Raw genomic sequence first — 20,087 nt, forward strand, 5'->3', positions numbered from 1 at the left:
TCGAAATGGCAAATGTAATGATCCAATATACTGAACAAGGTCAATTGTCTCTGTATCTTGCAAAAAAAGATCTCGAAGAACACATCACATCAATTGAATTTGATAGCGACAGCAAATGGGGAGGAGAGCTTGAGCTAGCCAATGGCGCGGTTTATTTTATCGAACCTTTCGGCAATAAGCCCAAGTTACCCATCTCTGTGCGGGCTCGCCGACTCAAAGCGGCGTAAGGAGGCACAGATGACAGAGGATACGCTTGAGCACAATAATCCGACAACGTCACAGGTTGATATTGCGCCAAATGTTGCACAACGATTAGCAAAAGCGGTCAGCGCATTGCCGGAGACTCAGCCCCGTGAAGTGGTGGATCTGTTGATCACCAACCTCGGGCTGCCTTTGACGGAGCAAAAGCTGGCGGCACTGAGTCCAAAGCGATGGCGCGGTATGTTAGCGAAACTGCCGCAAAGCTACACTCGCCAGCAGGCTGATAATGCCTATGCGACCTTTAGCTCGGTGCTGGTGGAAGACGAGACTTCCGACCTGACGCTGCAACCGCCACTCGATACCCTAAAATTGCGCGTCGCGGTGACGTCCAATGCCTCTCAATGGCTGGATGGACATTTCGGTTCTTGTCTCAGAATCTTGGTTTATGAGGTCAATCATAAAGAGCATCGCTTGGTGGACGTTCGCACCGTGGACAGCGAAGCAAAAGGCGAGTTAAGAACGGTTTACCTAGTGTCTTTGCTCGAAGGCTGTGACATTCTCTTTACCCTTTCTATCGGTGGTCCCGCCGCTGCCAAAGTCACACGCGCCAATATTCATCCGGTTAAAGTACCAACACCGCAACTGGCACAAGAACAACTCACCCGCCTACAACAAACGCTGAGTAGCGGTGCCCCCAAATGGATGGTGAACCGACTCAAATAATCATTAAGCCCCAGCAGTTAGAAAGCCCAAATTACCTCAAGTGGCAGTAAACCCAGCACCTTGAGGTAACTTGGGTTTTGTTGTTTTTGTTTCCCCAAAAAATCCCCACCATCTTGCAGATCTACAAAAATAGCTTTATTCCCGATAACCATTTCAAAGCCATTGAAGCGTGGATCCTATCGATAGCCTTTTACGCCAAAAAGCGAGATCAATCCAAGGATAAACTTTAATCACCATCCCTAGCCCCCTAGAACCTAGAACCTAGAGCCTAGCCCCTAAATAGATCAGTAACCTAGCAATACAACACGAGTCGAATAAATTGTCACAAACCCGACAATTTGTAACGAATTGACAGCGACGCATAGCGATCAAGCCTCGATTAACAAGGGATCGAGTTTGGTTCAAAGCTTGCAATGCTTAACGCATCAACAGCAAAATTTAGAGGTTTGCAATGGATGCGAAGAGAATAGCCGAGCTGCAGGATGAGCCAGCTTGCGAGCATAACAGCGGAGAAAAATCGGGCTGTTCACGACCCACACCGGGTGCGACGGCGGGCGGATGCAGCTTAGATGGCGCACAAATCAGTCTATTTCCAATTGCTGACGCCGCCCACATTGTGCATGGTCCCATCGGATGTGCCGGAAACAGTTGGAACAATCGTGGCACCAAAGCGGTTGGCTCAAATCTGTTTCGCTATGGATTCACCACCGACCTCGACGAGCAAGATGTCATTATGGGGCGGGCAGAAAAACGCCTGCTCCACGCAATCAAAGACCTGATAGAGCGTTACGACCCGCCGGCGGTATTTGTCTATATCACGTGTGTGCCTTCATTAGAGGGCAATGATGTGGAAGCCATTTGTAAGCTGGCGGAAGATAAGTGGTCAGTCCCGGTGATTTGTGTCGATGCCGCAGGGTTTTATGGCAGCAAAAACTTGGGTAACCGAATCGCTGGTGAGGTGATTGTTGATAAGGTGGTAGGTCGAGCCGAGCCGCCACCGAAGCCAGCCATGTTGCATGATGAAACGCGCTTGGTTCACGATATCGTGATGATTGGTGAATACAATATTGCGGGTGAAATTTGGCATGTAACGCCACTGTTTGAACGCTTAGGTATCCGCATGCTTTGCTGTTTAGCGGGGGACACTCAGTTTCATCAAATTCCGACCATGCATAGAGCTGACGCCGCAATGGTGGTCTGCTCGCGGGCGCAAATTAATGTCGCAAGACGTCTGGAAGAAAAATGGCAGATCCCGTGGTTTGAGGGCAGCTTTTATGGCATTGAAGATACCTCGAATGCGTTGCGTCAGTTTGCCTCGCTACTGGGTGACGACAAGCTAACCCAAGAAACCGAACAGCTGATCGCCGAAGAAGAGCAGGCGATTCGCGCGCAACTGAAACCCTATAAAGACAAACTCAGCGGTAAGCGCGCATTGCTCTATACCGGAGGGGTGAAGTCTTGGTCGGTGGTCGCCGCTCTGCAAGAGTTGGGGATACAGGTCATTGCGACTGGCACCAAGAAATCGACTCTGGCTGACAAGGCACGTATTCACAATATTATGGGTGAAGACGCCTTAATGCTCGAGGAGGGCGGCGCAAGGCTGCTATTGGACACCTGTTATCAATACCACGCCGATATCATGATTGCTGGCGGTCGAAATATGTACACCGCGATAAAAGCCAAGATCCCTTTCCTCGATATTAACCAAGAGCGTGAACACGCCTACGCCGGTTATCAGGGCATGTTAACCCTAGCGAAAGAGTTGCTGCGCACCATCGAAAGTCCGGTTTGGAAGCATGGGCGAAGCGTTGCCCCTTGGCAGCGAGAGCCGTTAGCCGATTCGACGCCAACGCTGACTCTGCATAGTGCTGACACTCAGTCATCGTCTTGTGTCGCGTTGCAGCCGAGCCAAACCACGACGGAGGAGATGGAATGAGCAAGTTTATAACGAGTAAAGATCTAACCAATAAAGATCGAACTAATAAAGAGTTAGCCAATAAAGGTTTAGCTAATAAAAAGTTAACGAAAAAGCCTGTCATCAGTCATGTGACGAATCATCAGAATGCGTTGGTGACCAAACCGTTAAAAACCAGTCAATCCACCGGTGCTGCGCTGGCGACCATGGGGTTTGCGGGCAGTATTCCGCTGATTCATGGCTCTCAGGGATGCAGCGCCTTTAGTAAGGTTTACTTGATTTCGCACTTTCGCGAGCCGTTTCCAATTCAAAATAGCGCCATTGACCAAGTGGCGGCGGTGATGGGGTCGGAAGAGAACCTTATCGTGGCGTTGAATAATCTGTGTGAGAAACATCAACCGCAATGCATTGCGGTATTAACTACGGGTTTGACGGAGATGCAGGGCAGCGATATCTGGCTAACGATAAAGAATTTTAAGCGAGATTTCCCCCAACATGCCCAGATAGAGGTGGTGCCAGTTTCAACCCCAGACTTTAAGGGGTCGATGGAGTCAGGCTTTGCTGCAATGGTCAGCGCGGTGGTCAAGCAATGTGCCGATCCGATGCCGACAAAAATACTTAAGCAGCAAGTCAATGTGCTGTGTTCGGTCACGACAACGCCGGCGGATATTGAGCTGATTAGCCGGTATTTAGAGGCATTTGGTCTTGAAGGGCTTTTTCTGCCGGACATTTCACAGTCATTAGATGGTCATCTGCAAAGCGACGACCTGTCGCAAACCTCAACCGGTGGCACCACTATTGAACAGCTTGCCACTGTGTCGGCGAGTGGCTTAACCCTGTGTTTGGGTGAGTCGATGTTGCCACTGGCGAAATGGTTAAATCAGCGATTTGCTATTCCGATGCTCTCCCTATCGATGGGATTGGAATCGTGCGACGAGCTGATCCACCACCTCACGATTTACAGCAAGAAACCCGTCCCCAAATGGATCGAGCGCAGCCGTCAGCGTCTATTGGATGCGATGCTCGATAGCCACTTTGTTCTTTCTGATGCGCATTATGGGGTCGCTGCGGAATCGGATCAGGCAGCCGGTTTTTCTCGCTTGCTACAAGAAATTGGCGCGGGATATGTGCATATGGTAACCACCAAACAGGGCGCGTGGTGTGCTGACACGCCGTTCCAAGTGGTGATTGGCGATATGGCGGAATTGGATCAAGAGTATCACCATTTAGACCTAGTACTTGGCAACTCTCATCTGGCAGATTTTGTTCCTCACGACTTGGCTCATATGCGTATTGGCTTTCCATGTTATGACCAATTCGGCAACAGCGACCGGCTCTATTTAGGCTACGAAGGGGCACGAGCCTGCCTATTTGAAATGGCGAATTTATGCTTGCGTCATCATAAAGAAGAAGTGACGCCCCATGTCAGTCGTTATGCGTTTAGTGCGCAGGAGGTAGTGTGGAATGGTCGTGCGTAAATTGCATGTAGAAAGCGATGATAACCAATTTACGGCAATCGCGCGTGTCGCGTTTGCTACCGCGGATAGAGTGCATGTTGATCAACATTTTGGTCAGACTAAGAGCTTGGTGATCTATGAAGTAAACAAAGAGAGTCATCATTTGGTCGATGCTATCGACTTTGTCTCTGGTGAGCAGCGGGGACATCAACATTTAGCGGATAAGATCAAGATGCTGGAAGATTGTGATGCGGTGTATTGCAACGCCTGTGGCGTCTCTGCTTTACGGCAGTTATTGGCTCAGGATACCTATCCGATCAAAGTCGAGCAGGGCATGGCAATCAAAGTTTGTTTAGCGACGCTACACCATGAATTATCAATGGGCAGTGTGCGTTGGATAAAATCTTCCAATAAAAAATCAGCCGTCAAGAGTGAGTCGAGATCAGACTTGGACTTGTTACTTGATGAGCCTTGGAATCAAACCGAATAATATTCACAAGAGGGAACGCAATGGGATTAACAAAAGGAGGTGCAACTTGGGCACCGATGTTTATACAGAGCTTAGATCAAACCACCTGTATTGGTTGTGGTCGCTGTTTTAAGGTCTGTTCACGCGATGTTTTCGACTTGGAAGAAGCCGAGTTTGAAGACGATTATGGCGATGACCAAGTGATGATGGTGATGAAGATAAAAGACGACAGCGACTGTATTGGTTGCCAATCATGCAGCAAGGTGTGCAGTAAACGCTGCCACACGTTCGCGGCGTAGTTGACTGTACGGTGCAGATAGGAACTCTACTGCGCTTGTGACTAGTGAAATGGTGAAGTAGTGAAGAGTGTGCTCTCTTCACTACATAAAATCCAATAGCGTTTACAGCTGAGGATCAACAACGACAAACTGATTGGTGCCAGAAATAGGCGCATACCAACTCTTGCCAATAACGTAAAACGTCGCACCATTCACGGTTACTGTGGTGGCGTTAGAAGGCACAAACTCAACAATATCGCCTTTCGACATCTGCGATGAGTTGCTGATGTTCTGATTCTCCACGGGTGGTGACGCTTCATAGGTGTAAGTATCTTGATCTTGTCGGTAGTAAGCATTGTCAACAATGGCATAGGTTATACCAGCAATAATCGCGAATGCAGCGGTTTCGGGAAGATTGCTTTTTTTGTAAACCGTTTTCGAGGGGGATTTATTGCTGGGCTTGTATCCAGGCTTAACCACCACGACAGGAGACCGACCAGAGTTACCTCCGGGGTTATTGGGTTTGGCACCCGAACCGGATCCTGAACCCGAATTCGGAATCGGCTGTGCCGGCGGTTTAGCGTTGATGGTAGGGGCAACCATCCCTAGTAACGCGCACATAGCGAGTGTTTTCATCGACAGCGAATAATTCATCTCAGGTCACCTTGTTTTCAAACTCTAAGGACTACCGCGCTGCCAAGTTGCGCGCGATAAAGACACATAGGCTTAAAATGTGTCTCCGTAAACTGTAGTTGCTTTATGCCGACTTGAATACCTGCGATGCGTTGGTTCTCATTAATGAGTTAGGAAATAGGAAGTAGGGGGTAGAGACTAGGAAGTAGAGGCTAGGAACTAGGGGTAGAGTCTAGAACCTAGAACCTAAAATCTAGATTCTAAAACCTAACATCAAAAGATATGACGTAGAATTGCTGTTGGTCTGGGTAAATCTCTTGAATCACAGCAATTAACTGCTCTAGCGTCATATTTTCTTGTCGCGCATGTTCTTCAGATAGTTGATCTAGAGTAATGGCTTGGACATCGGTAATGGTGAACTGACAAAACCAGCGGTCGTCTTCATAGGTCGAAACCTGCACCACACTGCCGATGGCAAAATCTCTTTCGCTGCTATCGCGGATAGTAATGGTCTTTTTTCCAGACAGAATATCGGTCTCGAAGCGTTGGAAGAAGGTGATTTTGGTTAATGACATCGCTTTGGTTCGGCTCAATAGAGAATAGTGAGCGGATAGTAGTGGCTGTTTGTTAAGGAATCAACCAAGAAATTAATAAGGACGAGCGGGCTCGTCCTTATTGTTTATCCCATTAGAAATGTAGCCGTCGCTTTCACCGCCCTCGATCACAGCACATTGCAGCAAAGGGCTGTGCAGTAAAAGATAGTGCAGTGAAAGACAGTACAGCAGCAGACAATACGGCAACAGAAAGCACAGTAATCGCCTATTGCGCTAAAGTGGCGTAGCTCGCTTTCGCTTGTTGCAACACCTGCATCGCTTGATCTGCTTCGCCCCAGCCAGTCACTTGCATACCGCCGTCTTTGCCTTTGTAGCTCTCGAACCAGATTTTGACAATATCACTCACGCCAATAAACTCTTGATTCAGTTGAGCGATGGTTTGGATCTCAGAGAACGGTGAATCTTGGGTCAGCACGGCGATCAACTTATCGTCTTGCTCGCCATCATCAAGCATTTTCAGAATACCGATAAGACGAACATTCACCACCTGACCTCGAGGGATTGCTTGCCCTAACACCAATACATCCAGCGGGTCACCATCGCCACCAAGCTCTTTGGGTAGCGCGGTCTGCGGCAGCGTGCCGTAGTTACCCGGATAGCCTAGATAGTTCACAATGCGCGGCGCATCATTTTTAAGTTCCCAAATAATCTGTTTGTCGTTGTCTTTATTCAGTTCCCACTTGGCTGAGGTGCCTGTTGGGATCTCGACAATGGCATTAATTGAACCGTCAGCGCTGACAACCGGATAATCATTAAAGCTACGTTTCTGCTGTAAAGTAAAGCTATCAACCAGACTCAAGCTCGCAGGAGTGATGGTGGTGGCATCATACGCCAGTCCATGACCGGATTGGACTGTTTTGTAGCGCAACATATAGTCGAGCTTCCCTTTTGATTTAGAGAGTTTTTTCAGCCCTTTGTCGCTAAATTGTTTAAATAGCCCCATTTCAGAGGCAGATTTGCCCGAGCCACCAATGTTATCGCTATCAATGGACAATAGGTGTTTGGCGACGTCCTCAATCGCAAATTGATAACCCGTTAATGAAGCTAGGTCATATTGGCTCGCATCGGTCAGTTGGCGCAGTTCCTTTGAGCAATAGAACTCAAGGAAGGGAACGGGATTTTTCGGTTTATTCCAACTGACATCGCGAGAGAAGTACATCAGCGAGCGATACAAGTCGTTGTCAAAATTGCTCATGCCAAGACGAGTCGGCAGATCAGCGGGCGTGATAGGCTCGCCGTTAAGATCATACTGCCACGTATTGCCGTCCTTAATCATCGCATCCCAAAACTGCGGCATATTGTCTAAGTCACGGTAGTCTTTATCCACCAAGACATTGACGCGATAGTTTAGACCGCCCCCTTGCATATGGGTAAATGTGTTGAAGGTGTGGTGACCATCGGTAAGATAGACATCGCCATTGGGTGCCAATACCACGGTTTTCATGTCTTTTTTGTTCGCGCCAACCTCTTGTTCACATTCAAACGAGCTCGGCACACCGGGAACCGAGGTGTCAGAATAGTGCTTTAGTCCTTTTTGACCAGAGGCTTCGCAAATCTCATCGAATTGCTTTTTCTGATCGAACTGGTAGCGTCCTAGCTTATACATGACTTGGTCGTAACCGATAGAAGGTTGAGTTGGCTTGAGGTCTGCAAGAGGCAGATTGACAACATCGCCGACTTGGTAAGCAAAGGTCGGCATAGACAAGACCATTGCCCAAGGTAATAGGTAGACTTTGTTCATTGTTATTCCATTAAATCTATCAAGAGAAGTGATGTCTATTAGTAGGAAAAAATGATGATGGAAATATTACAAAATGTACGATTTAACAATTGGTTACATTAAATAGAGGATTGCTTGTGGTCGATCTTAGCGGGGAGCCGAGCACCCTAATCTAGCGAAAACCAAAAGGACAGGCATACGACTGTAAGACAGGTTCAACTCAACAACAATCTAACCATATGATTCATCTTGATTAAGTCAGTGAGCACTAATATTCTTAGGTACACTACGAACTTATCTTCTTATAGGTTCTACTCTCAATCTAAATGGAAATACAAACGTGAATGGACGAAATATAGACGAATCTGGGTTTATCTCATGCGATATTTCGATTAGCAATGTAAATTTAAGGTTTAAGTCTACTCTAGATATAGTAATCCAGCGAATTACCGAGTCTTTAGGAAGTCTCATACACTCGATTTATTTATACGGGAGCGTTGGTCGCGGAACAGCAGTTTATGCTGTATCAGATCTGGACTTGAGCGTAATAGTTTTTAAACCCCTAACAGAGCGTCAGAAAGACTCCTTTCAAAAACTAGAAGTGGAACTGTGCAGTGAACTTGACGCGATCTCTAAACTTGAGTTTGACATTGGTACATTCGAGGAATCATACATTCAGAACGATTTTGAATGGCGTTTCTGGCTGAAGCACATGTGTGTGTTTGGGGAAAAGACCTAAGATCTACTATTAAACCGTATCGTCCCTCAATCAATGTTGGTCTAGAGATGAACAAAGATATTGAAGAGTGGATTGATCTGCGCAGCAATGGACTTACACGTGAGAACTATGTTGCGAAAGGCAAATCTATAGCAAAGAAAATACTGAGAACTCACTATTCTTTATATTGCCAGATAGACAATAGTTTTTACTCAGATCTTTATAAAATAGCTGAAGTCTTAATATCCTTTGAGCCATATCAATCTGCATGTATAAAGGAAGCTTTGCAGATCTCACAGGGCAAGATAGATAGCTTCTCTCAAGTCACTAACCTAATTGAGGATTATGGGAAAACCGTTTCCAGTCTACTTTTTTCTATTAAAACAGGTACGCATACGCTCAGCCCAACTATGAAAAACTGATTAGGTATGCGTCTTAATCAACAGACAAAAAATTGCGCAACGCACGAAATTGGGAGTAAGTGAGCGCTACTTTTTAATTTGCCTGTCCTTTTATGCTATCTTTTCAGTGTTAATAAAGTTATGTTGCAGATCAATGACTAACAGACGTTGAAAACAAATTTATGATCACTGTTCCGATTAAAATTAGGCTAATTCCAGCAATCGCATAGATATCCAACTTCTGCCCGTAAAGCAACCACGAGATCGAAGCGACGAAGACCACACCGACGCCACACCAAATTGCATAGGCCACGCCAAGAGACATGCTTTGAACTGCGATCGACAGCAAATAAAATGCCAATCCATAGCTAACTAAGACCACCAAGGTTGGAATCGGTGCTGTAAATTGATTGGTTTTTGGCAGGTAAGAAGTGGCAAAGACTTCAAAAATAATGGCTAGAGATAGTGTGACAAAAGGAGGTAGGGAAAACATGTATGCCTTAAAAGTAACAAAAGATACATTTTCTTCTCCCTAAATGACAATCATATTAAGGAATGTGCAAAAAATGCTAATGGGGAAAACTAGTTCTTTCACCAGTAAAGCGTAGACATCCAGAATAGTGAAAGGATGTCTACGGATAACGCAGAACGTTTAGTAAAAATCAATTAACCGTCGGTCTTGGTGTTTCTATAGTTGAAGGAGGTAGGTGTGGCAGTGTAACTTGTGGTATCTCTCCGGTAAGCGTTTTTAGAAATGCAGTGATGCTTTCCGCTTCCTCTTGCGTTATAGGCAGTCCAAGTTGGATGTCTGACATTGTAATTACAGCTTGCGTCAAATCCCACTCTGCACCGTCATGGAAATAGGGATAGGTCAGTTCAATGTTTCTTAACGTCGGCACTTTAAAAACAAACTTATCAGATTCATTCTTCGTGACAGCATAGCGACCAACTTCTTCGTTATCAGTAATATATTTTTTAACTATCCCCATCTTTTGATACATATTGCCACCTAAGAGGCTACCATTATGACAAGCTGTGCATCCTTTCGCTTTAAAGGTGTTGTAACCGGCTAACTCAGTACTGGTGATCGCCGAATCATCCCCCATTAACCATTGATCGAATCGAGAGTTTGGGGTGCGGAGAGTTTTTTCAAATTCAGCAATGGCATGGGTTAGTTCGGTCATCGTAATTGTTTCACTACCATATGCTTGTTTAAACTTAGCTCGGTACTGAGGAATCGTCGAAATGGTGTCCACGGCGAGGTTGTGCGTAAAAGCCATCTCTTTTGGATTCTCGATAGGACCAGCGGCCTGCTCTTGAAGATCTTTCGCTCTGCCATCCCAAAATTGAACAAAATTCAGTTCGGAGTTAAGTACGGTTGGCGAATTGATTGGTCCAAGTACCCACTTGTGCCCAACACTTGATTTCAGATTATCAACCCCGCCAGTCGCAAGGTTGTGACAAGAATTACAGCTAATGTAATTTGAACTCGATAAACGAGGGTCAAAAAAGAGCATTTTTCCTAACTCAGCTTGAACTTCATTTATGTTACTGGCTTGCTCGATGATTTTAACTGGCTCTACAGACTGTCGGTCGGAACTGGCTGCGAATACCAAACTTGGTAGCAGTAAAGTTAACAAGAGTGTTTTTGTTGATCTCATATAACGCCCCTTATATTTATTGTTGTTCTATTCGATTGCTCATGCAAACAAAAGATTACCAAGGGTTAAATTTACGTTAGATGATCGTGATCAATAAGCGTATCTAAGGTTACTCCATTCCGACAATTACACGCTCTTGATTTTATTATGCCAGTCTCGGGTTTGTCGGATAAATTCATGCTCATCTGTGGTAAGGTGCAACCCAACAACTGGGCAGTTAACTGCCTTGACTCTACCACTCTTGATATGAGCTGAAGTGGTTAGGTCAATATAAAGCGTACTCTCGCATTAAAAACAACAAAGATTAAGACATCAACTATGCCGTTTACTAAGCTATCCCTAAATCAAAAATTGGTTGCTGCGCTGCCTGTTTCGTTCAGTGCGCCTACCGAAATCCAGACGCTCGTTATTCCTGCGATTTTAAATCAGAGCGATGTGTTGGCAATCGCTCAGACGGGTAGTGGTAAAACATTGGCATATGGATTACCAGTCTTAGAGCAGATCATAGCAAAGCCATCGCATTTCAAAGCTCTGATCCTTGTGCCTACTCGCGAGCTTGCGACACAAGTGAATGACGCGCTGAAGTTGGTTGCGAAAAACACCAATATTAGGTCACTGTGTCTTTGTGGTGGTGTTGATAAACAACAGCAGAAAGACGAGCTTGCTACCGGCTGTGAAGTGATTGTCGCGACACCCGGTCGACTTCTTGAGTTCTTAGGTGAAAACGCATTCGATGCGAGTAATATCAGTACCTTGGTGCTCGACGAAGCTGATCGAATGTTAGAGATGGGTTTTTGGACAGACGTTCAGCGCATCATTCAAATGCTACCAGAGCAACGCCAGACGTTGATGTTTTCGGCGACATTCCCTGAGCCGTTGGAACAAAAAGCGAAAACGTTACTGACTTCCCCGTTAATGATTCAGGCAAAACAAGCGGCAGATACAGCAGAAGCGATCGAAGAGACGCTGTATTTGGTCAATAAAGGGAGCAAAACCAAAGCGTTGATTGATCAAATAACCCGCAACGACTGGCGTCAGGTATTGGTCTTCATCGGAGCCAAAGATAACGCCGATGCATTATGTAAGAAGCTGAGCAAGGCGGGACTGTCCACTGCAGCATTGCATGGAAACAAAGATCAGGCGGAGAGAGAAGCCACGCTCGATCGATTTAAACAGCAACAAGTGAATGTGCTTATCGCCACGGATCTACTGGCTCGTGGTATTCATGTGGACAGTTTACCTGTGGTGATAAACTTTGAACTGCCATCAAATGCGGAGACCTATGTTCATCGAGTTGGTCGCACCGCAAGGGCTGGTGAAAAAGGCGTCGCCGTTTCTCTGGTTTGTCATGGTGAGACAGATTATCTGACCGCTATCAGAAAGACCACCCAACGTGAACTTCCCCTAAAGGAACTGGACGGCTTTCCTGTAACCGACAAACCCTCTACGGGTGAAAGTAAACGGGCTCCGAGGGATAAACAAGCCAATCGCAGAACGAATAAGAAGAAAAGCATCAAACAATTTCAGGGTAAAACCAAGCGTTAAGTCCCTCTCAATCTTGTTGCAGACAAGGGGGCGATAGTCGGTTCTCTTTTACAAAGTATCTCCCACACAATCGCTCCCTATACGCAATCGCTTCTTATACATGACCGACATGCGCTCTATTGAATCCCGCAAAGCAACAAGTCGGTTGCTTCAATGGCATGCTGTTCGATCTGTTGGTCAGTGAGGGCGGCTATTCCTAAAAGTGCCCCAGAGCGTGGTGCCAGTAGCATGCCGAGCCAAAGTTCAATTTTGGTATTTGGCTGCGGTACATCAAACCGCTCAGCAAAAAACAGGTTCAAAGCTCGGTTGGTGTCGTTGGGACCAATACCCATAAAGGTCTCGACGATTTCAGGTGCTTGGGTCGCTTCGGTAATTAATAGTCGCTGTGTTGCAATATGTTCTGGCGATAAATGAAATCGCATAAACTCAGTGGCAAACGCAATCAATGCGTCTCGAGTATTGTCTAACGCAAGATGTTGTGAATATCGGTCGTGATAACTTTCACCTATCTGTTGCAAAGTTGCTTGGAAAAGTTCGATTTTGGACGGGAAGTATCGATATAGCGTCTGCTTTGTTAGCTTCGCCTGTGCAGCAACACCATCCATTCTAGCCGATGTGTATCCCTCAGATAAAAAGACCGATTTGGCAGCCGCCAGAATCGCTTGTTTTTTCTTTTCTCTGTTTTGTTCAATTTTACTCATTGCATTCCTCAGAAAATAAAAATCACACTATCCGGTATGATTTATGTTGACACGATAACACTTAAAAATCATACTCGCCAGTATGATTTTTAATAAGGATAGATTATGACTGCTTTTACACTCTCTTCTTTGGCAGTAAACAACAGCCGCACTACGGGTTTTGTGGTCGCGCTTCTGGGGGCTGCATTGATGAGTATCGACCCGATATTTATCCGTTTTGCTGGGGTTAGTGGCTTCGATACCGCCTTTCTTTTCGGTTTGTTTAGTGCGATTTCAATGCCGATTTTGCTCAAAGTGACCGACAAACGGGGCATAACAAAGTCCGTCATTCAGAGTGGTTGGCCGCTAATGTTCGCTGGGATATTGATGCTTGGTAGTGCGACGGGGTTGGTGTTTAGCATCAAGAATACCTCGATTGCCAATACCTTCATTATTCTGAGCGCCTCACCAGCCGTGGCTGCGATTTTTAGTTGGTTATTACTGCGTGAGAAAACCAGCCGTTTAACGGTGATCGCAATCATTACCGTGATGATTGGTATTGGCGTTGTTGTGTCAGGCTCTTTTAGCTCAGGGAATGGGCTTGGTGATGCTTTGGCTGTGTTCTCGGTCATCTGTTTGTCGTTGATGTTTACCTTGCTGCGCAAATATCAGGATGTCAGCAGATTGGCGAGCGTTGCCTTAGGCGGTTTACTACTCGCAGTTGTGATGTCGTTTTTCGCAGAGCCGATCAATTACAGTGTCAATACTTGGCTGATTATGGCTGCGATGGGGCTGTTTACCGCGCCATTAGGCAGAGTGATGTCGATGGTAGCGACCCGTTATATCACCGCTGCAGAGGTGTCGATGACGTTGATGCTGGAAACGGTGCTGGCACCAGTGTGGGGATTTTTATTCTTCGCCGAGATACCGGGCATCTCCAGTATTGTGGGTGGCTCAATTATCTTAGTCACCATTTTTATCTATACCTTTGTCACCATGAAAAATAACCCGTAATTAAGGATTACCGATGACAGCAACACTGAACTTTATTGGAAAAATTTCCACACCTTATACGTCTGTTGAGGCGTGTCCAAACAACATTCAGGCTCAGGGTCCAACCTGCCGGATTACGCTTTTTGAGGAATTCAAACCAGGTTTAAGCGGGTTAGCCGTTGGCGATAACATTCTGGTACTTTATTGGTTAGCGGATGCACAGCGTGATCAAGTTGTTCAAGTGAGTAGAGGAGGGGACAGAAAAGGCACATTCGCGCTTCGTTCTCCACATCGTCCTAATCCGATTGGAGCGGCGGTATTACCTATAACCGCCATCGACAATGGTGTGATCAGCGTAAGGGGACTTGATTGTTTGGATAACACGCCTCTGATTGATATTAAACCGGCGATATATCGAGAAAACGTCAACTGACCTCGAATTTAACGCCAAAATAAGGCATAAAATATAGGTTTTCCATATCACCTATGCGCCGTGATATGGTCATTCCAGATAGGTTGGTGCTTGAAAGTTTTACGGGGAAATTACAAAGAAAAATATGCGTGCTGCATACACCACTCGGCAAGTTTGTGGATAAAAACTTGTCAACAAATTAGTATTTTATGAACAAAGACAGATATAGAAAATCCCTCAGTTTGGTGTTCAATGTTGAAAGTTTAGATTCTTTGACTTATCGAATCACTATTTGCAGTTTAAAATACAAAAGTCGCCCTGTTATCAATTAGCGCTATATGAACTGGGCTAGATATAACTCTTTTCCGTACAGTAATTCATCGCCATTACTAGTACAATAGCTGCCTATATTATGATTTACACCTAAATAAATACACATGGGCTACTTAATTTCATTTATCACCGTTGCTATATGGGCAGGAAGTTACATTGTTAGTAAGATGGCTGTCGGTGTCATCGAACCTGCGACACTTGCGTTCTACCGATGCTTGTTTGCATTCTTAGTTCTAACACCGGTCTGTTTGCCTAAGATAAAACAAAATATTGATGTTATTAAGAAAAACTACCGAACTCTAGTGTATTTAGGTTTTTGGGGGATGGGATTGAGTCAATCCATGACTTACTTCTCTGGTCATTACACCTCTTCCATCAATATGTCATTGGTTAACTCGCTAATCCCTGCTGTCACTTTGGCGATGAGCATTATCATTCTAAAAACTAGGCTGTCAATTGTTCAATATATTGGGGTGCTAGTATCATTGAGCGGCGTTGTTTATGTTCTTGTTAAAGGGGACATCAACGTTTTAAAGAACTTAGAGTTTAATTATGGGGATATCCTGATGCTAGTCGGAACATTCTCGTATTCTCTGTATGGCATTATTCTAAATAGAAACCCTAGTATAATGTCAGGTTGGACATTGTTGTATTGCCAACTGTTTGTTGCTTCAGTGCTATTGTGTCCCCTTATGTTAGTGACGAGTGAATCTTATATTCCTTCGACCACGTCAATCCCACTCATAATCTATGCGGTATTCTTCCTTTCTATTATTTCACCTTATTTTTGGAAAGTGGCAATCGACAAGATTGGAGCGATGAAATCATCACTATCAATGAATTTTATGCCTGTGATTGCTGCGATATTAAGTTACATCATCTTGGGTGAAGATATTGAGACTTACCATGTTATTGGCACAGTTATTATCGTTTCAGGACTTGTTGCTATTAATTTAACACGCCAAAAAAGATCATCGCGTAGCACACCCGCCGAGTCAAACCTGAGCTAGATTGTCGCTTTCAGTCTAACTATTTGTATTTTAGGTCGAATAAAAAAGGAGCGCCCAAAGCGCTCCTTCAATCATAATGCTATTTACTGAACGGGATCTTCTATTCTAAACGAGGTCCTCTATTCTAAACCAATAGCAAAGACTGTCTGACGGTTTACAGATTATCCAAACGAATGTGGCTGTTTTTCAGATCATCTCGGGTGATGCCAGTGTCGCCGTTGTATTGGTTGAAGTGGCGTAATAACTCGGCGATAGCGTGGATTGACGCGAGTAGATCGCCAGTGTGTGCCGACTCAGAAGCGGTGTGCATGTTTCGGATTGGGTAGCCAATCGAGATTGACGCACTATCCACTCCTGCAAGCGCTGCTGCCATGCCGTCGGTACCCATATCACGACCAGAAAAGTCGAGTTGGCATGGGATATCGTTTTCGCGGCAGACGTTTTCAACACTTTGTACTAAGAACTCAGAGGCGACTGAACCGCGACCAATAGTAAAGCCTTGACCCATTTTCAGCGGGTTCATATTGCGCGGAGCAATACCGGGAGCGGCTTCGTAGTCGTGGTTTACGTCAGTGGCGATAAGCACATCTGGCTTTAGTTCACCAACGATTTGCGTGGAACCGAAACGACCGATCTCTTCATGAGTCGCGATAGTGTAGAGCACGCGAATATTGTCTAAGTTCTCTTTCGCCAACATACGTGCAATCTCAGTAACTGAGAAGCAACCAAGACCATTGTCGAGGTAAGCGCCGTAGAAGGTATCTGCACCCACGCCACGTTTGATAGGGCGATCAAGTAGAATTGGGTCACCAACGCGTAAGCCAAGAGCTTCAACTTGCTGCTGGCGGTCTTCACCGTGAATGTGCATCTCTAGGTAGATAGATTCAGGTTTGATACCTTGCTCGCCACTGCGCTGTGATGGCGTCGAGAAGTGGATAGCCCCTAGAGCCTCTACCGTACAGCCTTCAATCGCTTTATAACTGCCCGGTTGGTCTGGTGATTGACAGAACACTTTGACTTCATGGCCAATCAGCGTTGTTGGCAGGAAAGAATCGGTGTTGATCCACACCTTACCATCTTGGTCAATTTTGCGGACTTGCATACGAATTTTATCCGCATGACCAACGATCATCACGCTGGTCAGATCGTCACGACCAGGGTGAGAGTCGAACACAAGGCTAGCATTGCCTTTGAATTGGTGAATGCCCCAACCTTGTGGCATAAAGGCTTCAAATTCTGGCTTGATTACGCCATAGCTCATCGCAGCTTCAAAGCCGATTGGTGAAGGGGCAGCCAGTACTTTTGACATAAATTCAAACTGCTGTTGTGGCATCGACTCGGTCCAAGGTTGACTCGATGGCGCGTTGTTGCTTTTTGTGTTCATTGGTGACTTCTTATATCCATGGATTAACTGCAGTTAAATTAATCATACATGGCAAACAATTCAAGGGCTTTGGCTATTGATTCAGCAATTAATGGTGAAAATAGCCCGCGTTTGCTTGGTTTTACACCATAATATTTGGCGGTATAAACGGGAGATAGAGTGACAAAATGTGGCTAAAAATGAAAAAAAGCCCTCAATAATGTAATTATTGAGGGCTGGATATTAGCTAAAAATAACGATCTTAATCATTCTCGAAACTATCGCCATCATAAGTGATGTTGAAGTTTAGATCGGCAACATGCTCGTCGTCATTGCTCGCGAAAGAGATACGATATTTTTTATCAAGTTCGTGTTGATAAGCGAAATCAAAGTCATAGCCCACGTAATGGTATGAACCGTCATTCTCTTCGTTGTCGAAGCAAGTGGCGTTTTGCGAACCGCTGAAGGTTTTCGCGTAAAACAGTGGTGCGACTTGATCACAAGTTAAGTTGCCGCCGTCAACGCGGTCAAAGAATAGATCCGCATCAGCTGCTTCATCATTACCGCCGTCATCACTGTTTTCCATCTGCGTGGTGACATAGACATCCACATACTCGCCATCAATGTATAAGCTGGTTTGTTGCATACGGGATAGAGAGTCGGTGTTGGACTTCATGTCAACTCGCGATTCTGCTTCCGATACCGATTCCATCACTTCCATGCTCGCAACATAGTTGTCTTCATTGCTACGCAGTTCAGTCGTTCGGATGATAAAACGCTGAACGCCATCTTTACCGGTGACGTTAAGCAGTTCCATTGTCATTGGGTCATAGTCGTCTTCGACGATGGTAATGACGTCATCAGCCACGGTGTAAGTTGCGGATGCTTGTGAAGAGACAGGAGCGCAACTTTCAGTCAGGTCGCCTTGATAGTTTTCGTCACCAAAATAGACTTGTCCATCTTCGAGTTTAAAGCTTTCACAGCGGTTATCGACAATATCGCCATTAGCTTCTGGTGTTTCGATAAAGTAGAGATCCTTGCCGATAATCAAGTCCGCAGAGGGGAGTTCTGGCTCAGAGGTTTCGCCTTCGCTTACCGCAGGAAGCTTAATCGTTACCGCTTCGGAAATGATTTCATTGTCGCTATCAACATTGGAACCCGCCATCAGAACGAATTCGCCATCTTCAGCCGTCACCGTTGGACTGCCGTAGATAGCAAGTATCGCGGAGTCATCGACCATAGTGACCGAAATACCGGCAATCGACGTTTCGCCTTCGTCATCGTTTGCGCTACCTGCATAGTATTCAACATTCTCAAGTCCGGTGGTAGCAAAGACCTCGGTGACATCAAATGTTTGCTGGAAGCTGTCCATACCGACTGTCAGCTCAAGGGCTTCCAGTGTTTTGGTGATTTCTGCTTGCAGAGCTGTGAGCTTGTCTTGATCGATGGTAATTTCGCTTGGCAATGAGACTGGCTCGGCAACCTCAGGCAGTTCAAGTTCTGCTGAGGTTGATAGACCGTTTTGGTCAGTTGCCATTAGCTTAATGGTGTATTCTGTCTCGTCATCTTCGCTGCTACGAAGTGGTGTGCCCTGAATACCAATCAGACCTGTTCCCATATTGTCGAAGATCAGACCATTGCTTTCCGCATTCGATGAGAAGCTCAATTCTAATTCGCTGTCACCGCTAAACAGTTCACTGAAATCGATGAAGTACCCTTCACCCAAGGATTCACCTTGCACCAGTTGCCATAAATCGACCTCGTCTTGCAGACCTTGCAATGTATCTTCCGAATATTCAGGAGCTTCTGCTTCGCCTTCGTCGATTTCGAATTCGAATACCGCGTGGGTTTCATTGGTGTCATCAGAATCGGCAAGTGTCACGACAATGGCAAAGTCACCCGCTTTAGCAATACTGTCTGATGGGCTAACGCCAAGGTTAAGAGCGCCATTACTCGGGTTATAAACCACTTGAACATTAGAATCGGCAAGCTGACTCTGATCGATAGAAATCAGGCTTAGGTCGATGTTGTCCACGTCTTTGTCACTAAATAGGCTAGTGATGTCCGCAGTGAGCAGGTAATCACTTGAGCCGACTTGGCCGTGCTCAAGTTCAAGGTCATCAAACTTATCTTGAACCGTTTCATAGATCGCGTGGTCAACGATGGTCTTGTAGCTTGGAGTTTCGATGCCGCTGTTCGTATCACCGTCAACGATGACCACATAGCTTGGATCATCAAGATCTTCCGGATTGTTTTCGACGATATCGTCAACAACCTGTTTGGCTTCATCTGCCATTGCGGTCGCTTTACCATCCTGCTGGTAAGCAACGGGGTCATCCGCTTTGGTTTCACTAAGAATCTGTGCCACTTTGTGCATGGCAGGATCTTCGTCAGCGCCTGATACAAAATCAACATACGGGTCAAAATCTTCGTCTTCTACACCGTCATTCAACGATTTATTGACGACACTGATGGCTTCTTCTTCTGTTAAAGAAGCATCGTTGTGCATCTCGATTGCCACTAGGTCAGTGATTGGAGAAATGACATCTGAAGATTGAGGAGCGCGGAAAACCAGCTCGGTTGATAGAGGTTGACCCGGTAGATCTTGGTCAACGGTATAAACGCCAGAGTACAGTTCTGGGTCTAAATCGATAAGATCTTGTTGAGCATCACCACCTGGGATAAGAGTTTGAAGCGCGAGCGTACCATCTACGGTTGTGTCGCCAATATCGACTCGACCTTGAATGTCGGTTAAACCTAAGAAAGTATCTGAATTGGCATCCCATACGCCGTCGGCGTCTTTATCAATAAAGACTACGGCATTGTGTAAATAGCCATCAAAGCCAGTGATATAGTTACTGACTGATGGGTCACTATCTGAGCCATTATCTGAGCCACAGCCCGATAGTGCCACGACAACAGACGTGGCAAGTAAAGACATTTTTTTCATTCATCCACCCT

At 45.6% G+C, this 20,087-nt stretch carries 20 protein-coding genes; 12 read left to right on the forward strand and 8 right to left on the reverse strand.

Annotated features, from left to right (window positions below):
- The first annotated feature begins 5 nt into the window (after window positions 1-5).
- The 6 genes from nifT (at window position 6) to fdxB (ending at window position 5,064) form a co-directional block, all read left to right on the forward strand.
- Entirely contained in the window at window positions 6-227 is a 222-nt protein-coding gene (gene nifT, locus L9Q39_RS15375) for a putative nitrogen fixation protein NifT (protein WP_237485983.1), read from the forward strand.
- A gap of 10 nt (window positions 228-237) precedes the next feature.
- Window positions 238-924 (forward strand): dinitrogenase iron-molybdenum cofactor biosynthesis protein, encoded by a 687-nt coding sequence (locus L9Q39_RS15380; RefSeq protein ID WP_237485984.1) that lies wholly within the window; start codon window positions 238-240, stop codon window positions 922-924.
- Between the two features lie 451 nt (window positions 925-1,375).
- Window positions 1,376-2,860, forward strand: coding sequence for a nitrogenase iron-molybdenum cofactor biosynthesis protein NifE (gene nifE, locus L9Q39_RS15385; RefSeq protein WP_237485985.1), 1,485 nt, complete (start codon window positions 1,376-1,378; stop codon window positions 2,858-2,860).
- A complete protein-coding gene (gene nifN / locus L9Q39_RS15390) occupies window positions 2,857-4,317 on the forward strand; it encodes a nitrogenase iron-molybdenum cofactor biosynthesis protein NifN (RefSeq protein ID WP_237485986.1) in 1,461 nt (486 codons plus the stop codon). Before nifE ends, nifN begins: the two co-directional genes overlap by 4 nt.
- Window positions 4,304-4,786 (forward strand): NifB/NifX family molybdenum-iron cluster-binding protein, encoded by a 483-nt coding sequence (locus L9Q39_RS15395; RefSeq protein WP_237485987.1) that lies wholly within the window; start codon window positions 4,304-4,306, stop codon window positions 4,784-4,786. The genes nifN and L9Q39_RS15395 overlap by 14 nt, the downstream gene beginning before the upstream one ends.
- A 20-nt stretch (window positions 4,787-4,806) precedes the next feature.
- Window positions 4,807-5,064, forward strand: coding sequence for a ferredoxin III, nif-specific (gene fdxB, locus L9Q39_RS15400; RefSeq protein ID WP_237485988.1), 258 nt, complete (start codon window positions 4,807-4,809; stop codon window positions 5,062-5,064).
- A 102-nt stretch (window positions 5,065-5,166) separates the two neighbouring features.
- Here fdxB and L9Q39_RS15405 read toward each other — a convergent pair whose 3' ends face one another.
- The 3 genes from L9Q39_RS15405 to L9Q39_RS15415 form a co-directional block, all read right to left on the reverse strand.
- Window positions 5,167-5,697 carry a DUF6515 family protein gene (locus L9Q39_RS15405; RefSeq protein ID WP_237485989.1) on the reverse strand — a complete coding sequence of 177 codons (531 nt, stop codon included), beginning with the start codon at window positions 5,695-5,697 and terminating at the stop codon, window positions 5,167-5,169.
- Between the two features lie 239 nt (window positions 5,698-5,936).
- A complete protein-coding gene (gene yqfB, locus L9Q39_RS15410; protein ID WP_237485990.1) occupies window positions 5,937-6,251 on the reverse strand; it encodes a N(4)-acetylcytidine aminohydrolase in 315 nt (104 codons plus the stop codon).
- A gap of 244 nt (window positions 6,252-6,495) precedes the next feature.
- Window positions 6,496-8,031 (reverse strand): inorganic diphosphatase, encoded by a 1,536-nt coding sequence (locus L9Q39_RS15415; RefSeq protein ID WP_237485991.1) that lies wholly within the window; start codon window positions 8,029-8,031, stop codon window positions 6,496-6,498.
- 319 nt (window positions 8,032-8,350) lie between these two features.
- Here L9Q39_RS15415 and L9Q39_RS20705 point away from each other — a divergent pair, with 319 nt between their 5' ends.
- Complete coding sequence (locus tag L9Q39_RS20705; protein WP_354004656.1) at window positions 8,351-8,749, forward strand: nucleotidyltransferase domain-containing protein; 399 nt, start codon at window positions 8,351-8,353, stop codon at window positions 8,747-8,749.
- Window positions 8,701-9,150, forward strand: coding sequence for a hypothetical protein (locus tag L9Q39_RS15420; RefSeq protein ID WP_237485992.1), 450 nt, complete (start codon window positions 8,701-8,703; stop codon window positions 9,148-9,150). The genes L9Q39_RS20705 and L9Q39_RS15420 overlap by 49 nt, the downstream gene beginning before the upstream one ends.
- 130 nt (window positions 9,151-9,280) lie before the next feature.
- Here L9Q39_RS15420 and L9Q39_RS15425 read toward each other — a convergent pair whose 3' ends face one another.
- Window positions 9,281-9,622 carry a DMT family transporter gene (locus L9Q39_RS15425; RefSeq protein WP_237485993.1) on the reverse strand — a complete coding sequence of 114 codons (342 nt, stop codon included), beginning with the start codon at window positions 9,620-9,622 and terminating at the stop codon, window positions 9,281-9,283.
- Window positions 9,623-9,791: 169 nt separating this feature from the next.
- A complete protein-coding gene (locus L9Q39_RS15430; protein WP_237485994.1) occupies window positions 9,792-10,790 on the reverse strand; it encodes a cytochrome-c peroxidase in 999 nt (332 codons plus the stop codon).
- Between the two features lie 318 nt (window positions 10,791-11,108).
- Here L9Q39_RS15430 and L9Q39_RS15435 point away from each other — a divergent pair, with 318 nt between their 5' ends.
- Window positions 11,109-12,335: a DEAD/DEAH box helicase gene (locus L9Q39_RS15435; protein ID WP_237485995.1), complete on the forward strand. Its 1,227-nt coding sequence runs from the start codon at window positions 11,109-11,111 to the stop codon at window positions 12,333-12,335.
- A 116-nt stretch (window positions 12,336-12,451) separates the two neighbouring features.
- On the opposite strand, the gene L9Q39_RS15440 is transcribed toward L9Q39_RS15435, so the two are convergent.
- On the reverse strand, window positions 12,452-13,036 hold the full coding sequence (locus tag L9Q39_RS15440; protein ID WP_237485996.1) for a TetR/AcrR family transcriptional regulator: 585 nt from the start codon (window positions 13,034-13,036) through the stop codon (window positions 12,452-12,454).
- 105 nt (window positions 13,037-13,141) lie between these two features.
- Between L9Q39_RS15440 and L9Q39_RS15445 the strand changes: the two genes are divergently transcribed.
- The 3 genes from L9Q39_RS15445 to L9Q39_RS15455 all read left to right on the forward strand — a co-directional run bounded on the left by L9Q39_RS15445 (window position 13,142) and on the right by L9Q39_RS15455 (window position 15,763).
- Window positions 13,142-14,029, forward strand: coding sequence for a DMT family transporter (locus L9Q39_RS15445; RefSeq protein ID WP_237485997.1), 888 nt, complete (start codon window positions 13,142-13,144; stop codon window positions 14,027-14,029).
- A 13-nt stretch (window positions 14,030-14,042) separates the two neighbouring features.
- Window positions 14,043-14,441 carry a tRNA (N6-threonylcarbamoyladenosine(37)-N6)-methyltransferase TrmO gene (tsaA, locus tag L9Q39_RS15450; protein ID WP_237485998.1) on the forward strand — a complete coding sequence of 133 codons (399 nt, stop codon included), beginning with the start codon at window positions 14,043-14,045 and terminating at the stop codon, window positions 14,439-14,441.
- Between the two features lie 416 nt (window positions 14,442-14,857).
- Window positions 14,858-15,763 carry a DMT family transporter gene (locus L9Q39_RS15455; protein ID WP_237485999.1) on the forward strand — a complete coding sequence of 302 codons (906 nt, stop codon included), beginning with the start codon at window positions 14,858-14,860 and terminating at the stop codon, window positions 15,761-15,763.
- 154 nt (window positions 15,764-15,917) lie between these two features.
- Here L9Q39_RS15455 and L9Q39_RS15460 read toward each other — a convergent pair whose 3' ends face one another.
- Both L9Q39_RS15460 and L9Q39_RS15465 read right to left on the reverse strand, forming a co-directional pair.
- Entirely contained in the window at window positions 15,918-17,147 is a 1,230-nt protein-coding gene (locus L9Q39_RS15460; protein WP_237486000.1) for a M28 family peptidase, read from the reverse strand.
- Window positions 17,148-17,388: 241 nt separating this feature from the next.
- Window positions 17,389-20,076, reverse strand: coding sequence for an acid phosphatase (locus tag L9Q39_RS15465; RefSeq protein ID WP_237486001.1), 2,688 nt, complete (start codon window positions 20,074-20,076; stop codon window positions 17,389-17,391).
- Window positions 20,077-20,087: the final 11 nt, after the last annotated feature.

Source organism: Vibrio hippocampi, from assembly GCF_921292975.1.
GTDB classification, from domain to species: Bacteria; Pseudomonadota; Gammaproteobacteria; order Enterobacterales; family Vibrionaceae; genus Vibrio; species Vibrio hippocampi.

Excerpts from the sequence above, each read along its gene's own strand:
- L9Q39_RS15445 (WP_237485997.1), top strand. The coding sequence starts at position 13,142 with ATGACTGCTTTTACACTCTCTTCTTTGGCAGTAAACAACAGCCGCACT.
- yqfB (WP_237485990.1), bottom strand. The coding sequence starts at position 6,251 with ATGTCATTAACCAAAATCACCTTCTTCCAACGCTTCGAGACCGATATT.
- nifT (WP_237485983.1), top strand. The coding sequence starts at position 6 with ATGGCAAATGTAATGATCCAATATACTGAACAAGGTCAATTGTCTCTG.
- fdxB (WP_237485988.1), top strand. The coding sequence starts at position 4,807 with ATGGGATTAACAAAAGGAGGTGCAACTTGGGCACCGATGTTTATACAG.
- L9Q39_RS15425 (WP_237485993.1), bottom strand. The coding sequence starts at position 9,622 with ATGTTTTCCCTACCTCCTTTTGTCACACTATCTCTAGCCATTATTTTT.
- nifN (WP_237485986.1), top strand. The coding sequence starts at position 2,857 with ATGAGCAAGTTTATAACGAGTAAAGATCTAACCAATAAAGATCGAACT.
- L9Q39_RS15465 (WP_237486001.1), bottom strand. The coding sequence starts at position 20,076 with ATGAAAAAAATGTCTTTACTTGCCACGTCTGTTGTCGTGGCACTATCG.
- L9Q39_RS15380 (WP_237485984.1), top strand. The coding sequence starts at position 238 with ATGACAGAGGATACGCTTGAGCACAATAATCCGACAACGTCACAGGTT.
- L9Q39_RS15395 (WP_237485987.1), top strand. The coding sequence starts at position 4,304 with ATGGTCGTGCGTAAATTGCATGTAGAAAGCGATGATAACCAATTTACG.
- L9Q39_RS15430 (WP_237485994.1), bottom strand. The coding sequence starts at position 10,790 with ATGAGATCAACAAAAACACTCTTGTTAACTTTACTGCTACCAAGTTTG.
- L9Q39_RS15440 (WP_237485996.1), bottom strand. The coding sequence starts at position 13,036 with ATGAGTAAAATTGAACAAAACAGAGAAAAGAAAAAACAAGCGATTCTG.
- L9Q39_RS15455 (WP_237485999.1), top strand. The coding sequence starts at position 14,858 with ATGGGCTACTTAATTTCATTTATCACCGTTGCTATATGGGCAGGAAGT.
- L9Q39_RS15460 (WP_237486000.1), bottom strand. The coding sequence starts at position 17,147 with ATGAACACAAAAAGCAACAACGCGCCATCGAGTCAACCTTGGACCGAG.
- L9Q39_RS15435 (WP_237485995.1), top strand. The coding sequence starts at position 11,109 with ATGCCGTTTACTAAGCTATCCCTAAATCAAAAATTGGTTGCTGCGCTG.
- nifE (WP_237485985.1), top strand. The coding sequence starts at position 1,376 with ATGGATGCGAAGAGAATAGCCGAGCTGCAGGATGAGCCAGCTTGCGAG.
- tsaA (WP_237485998.1), top strand. The coding sequence starts at position 14,043 with ATGACAGCAACACTGAACTTTATTGGAAAAATTTCCACACCTTATACG.
- L9Q39_RS15420 (WP_237485992.1), top strand. The coding sequence starts at position 8,701 with ATGGCGTTTCTGGCTGAAGCACATGTGTGTGTTTGGGGAAAAGACCTA.
- L9Q39_RS15405 (WP_237485989.1), bottom strand. The coding sequence starts at position 5,697 with ATGAATTATTCGCTGTCGATGAAAACACTCGCTATGTGCGCGTTACTA.
- L9Q39_RS15415 (WP_237485991.1), bottom strand. The coding sequence starts at position 8,031 with ATGAACAAAGTCTACCTATTACCTTGGGCAATGGTCTTGTCTATGCCG.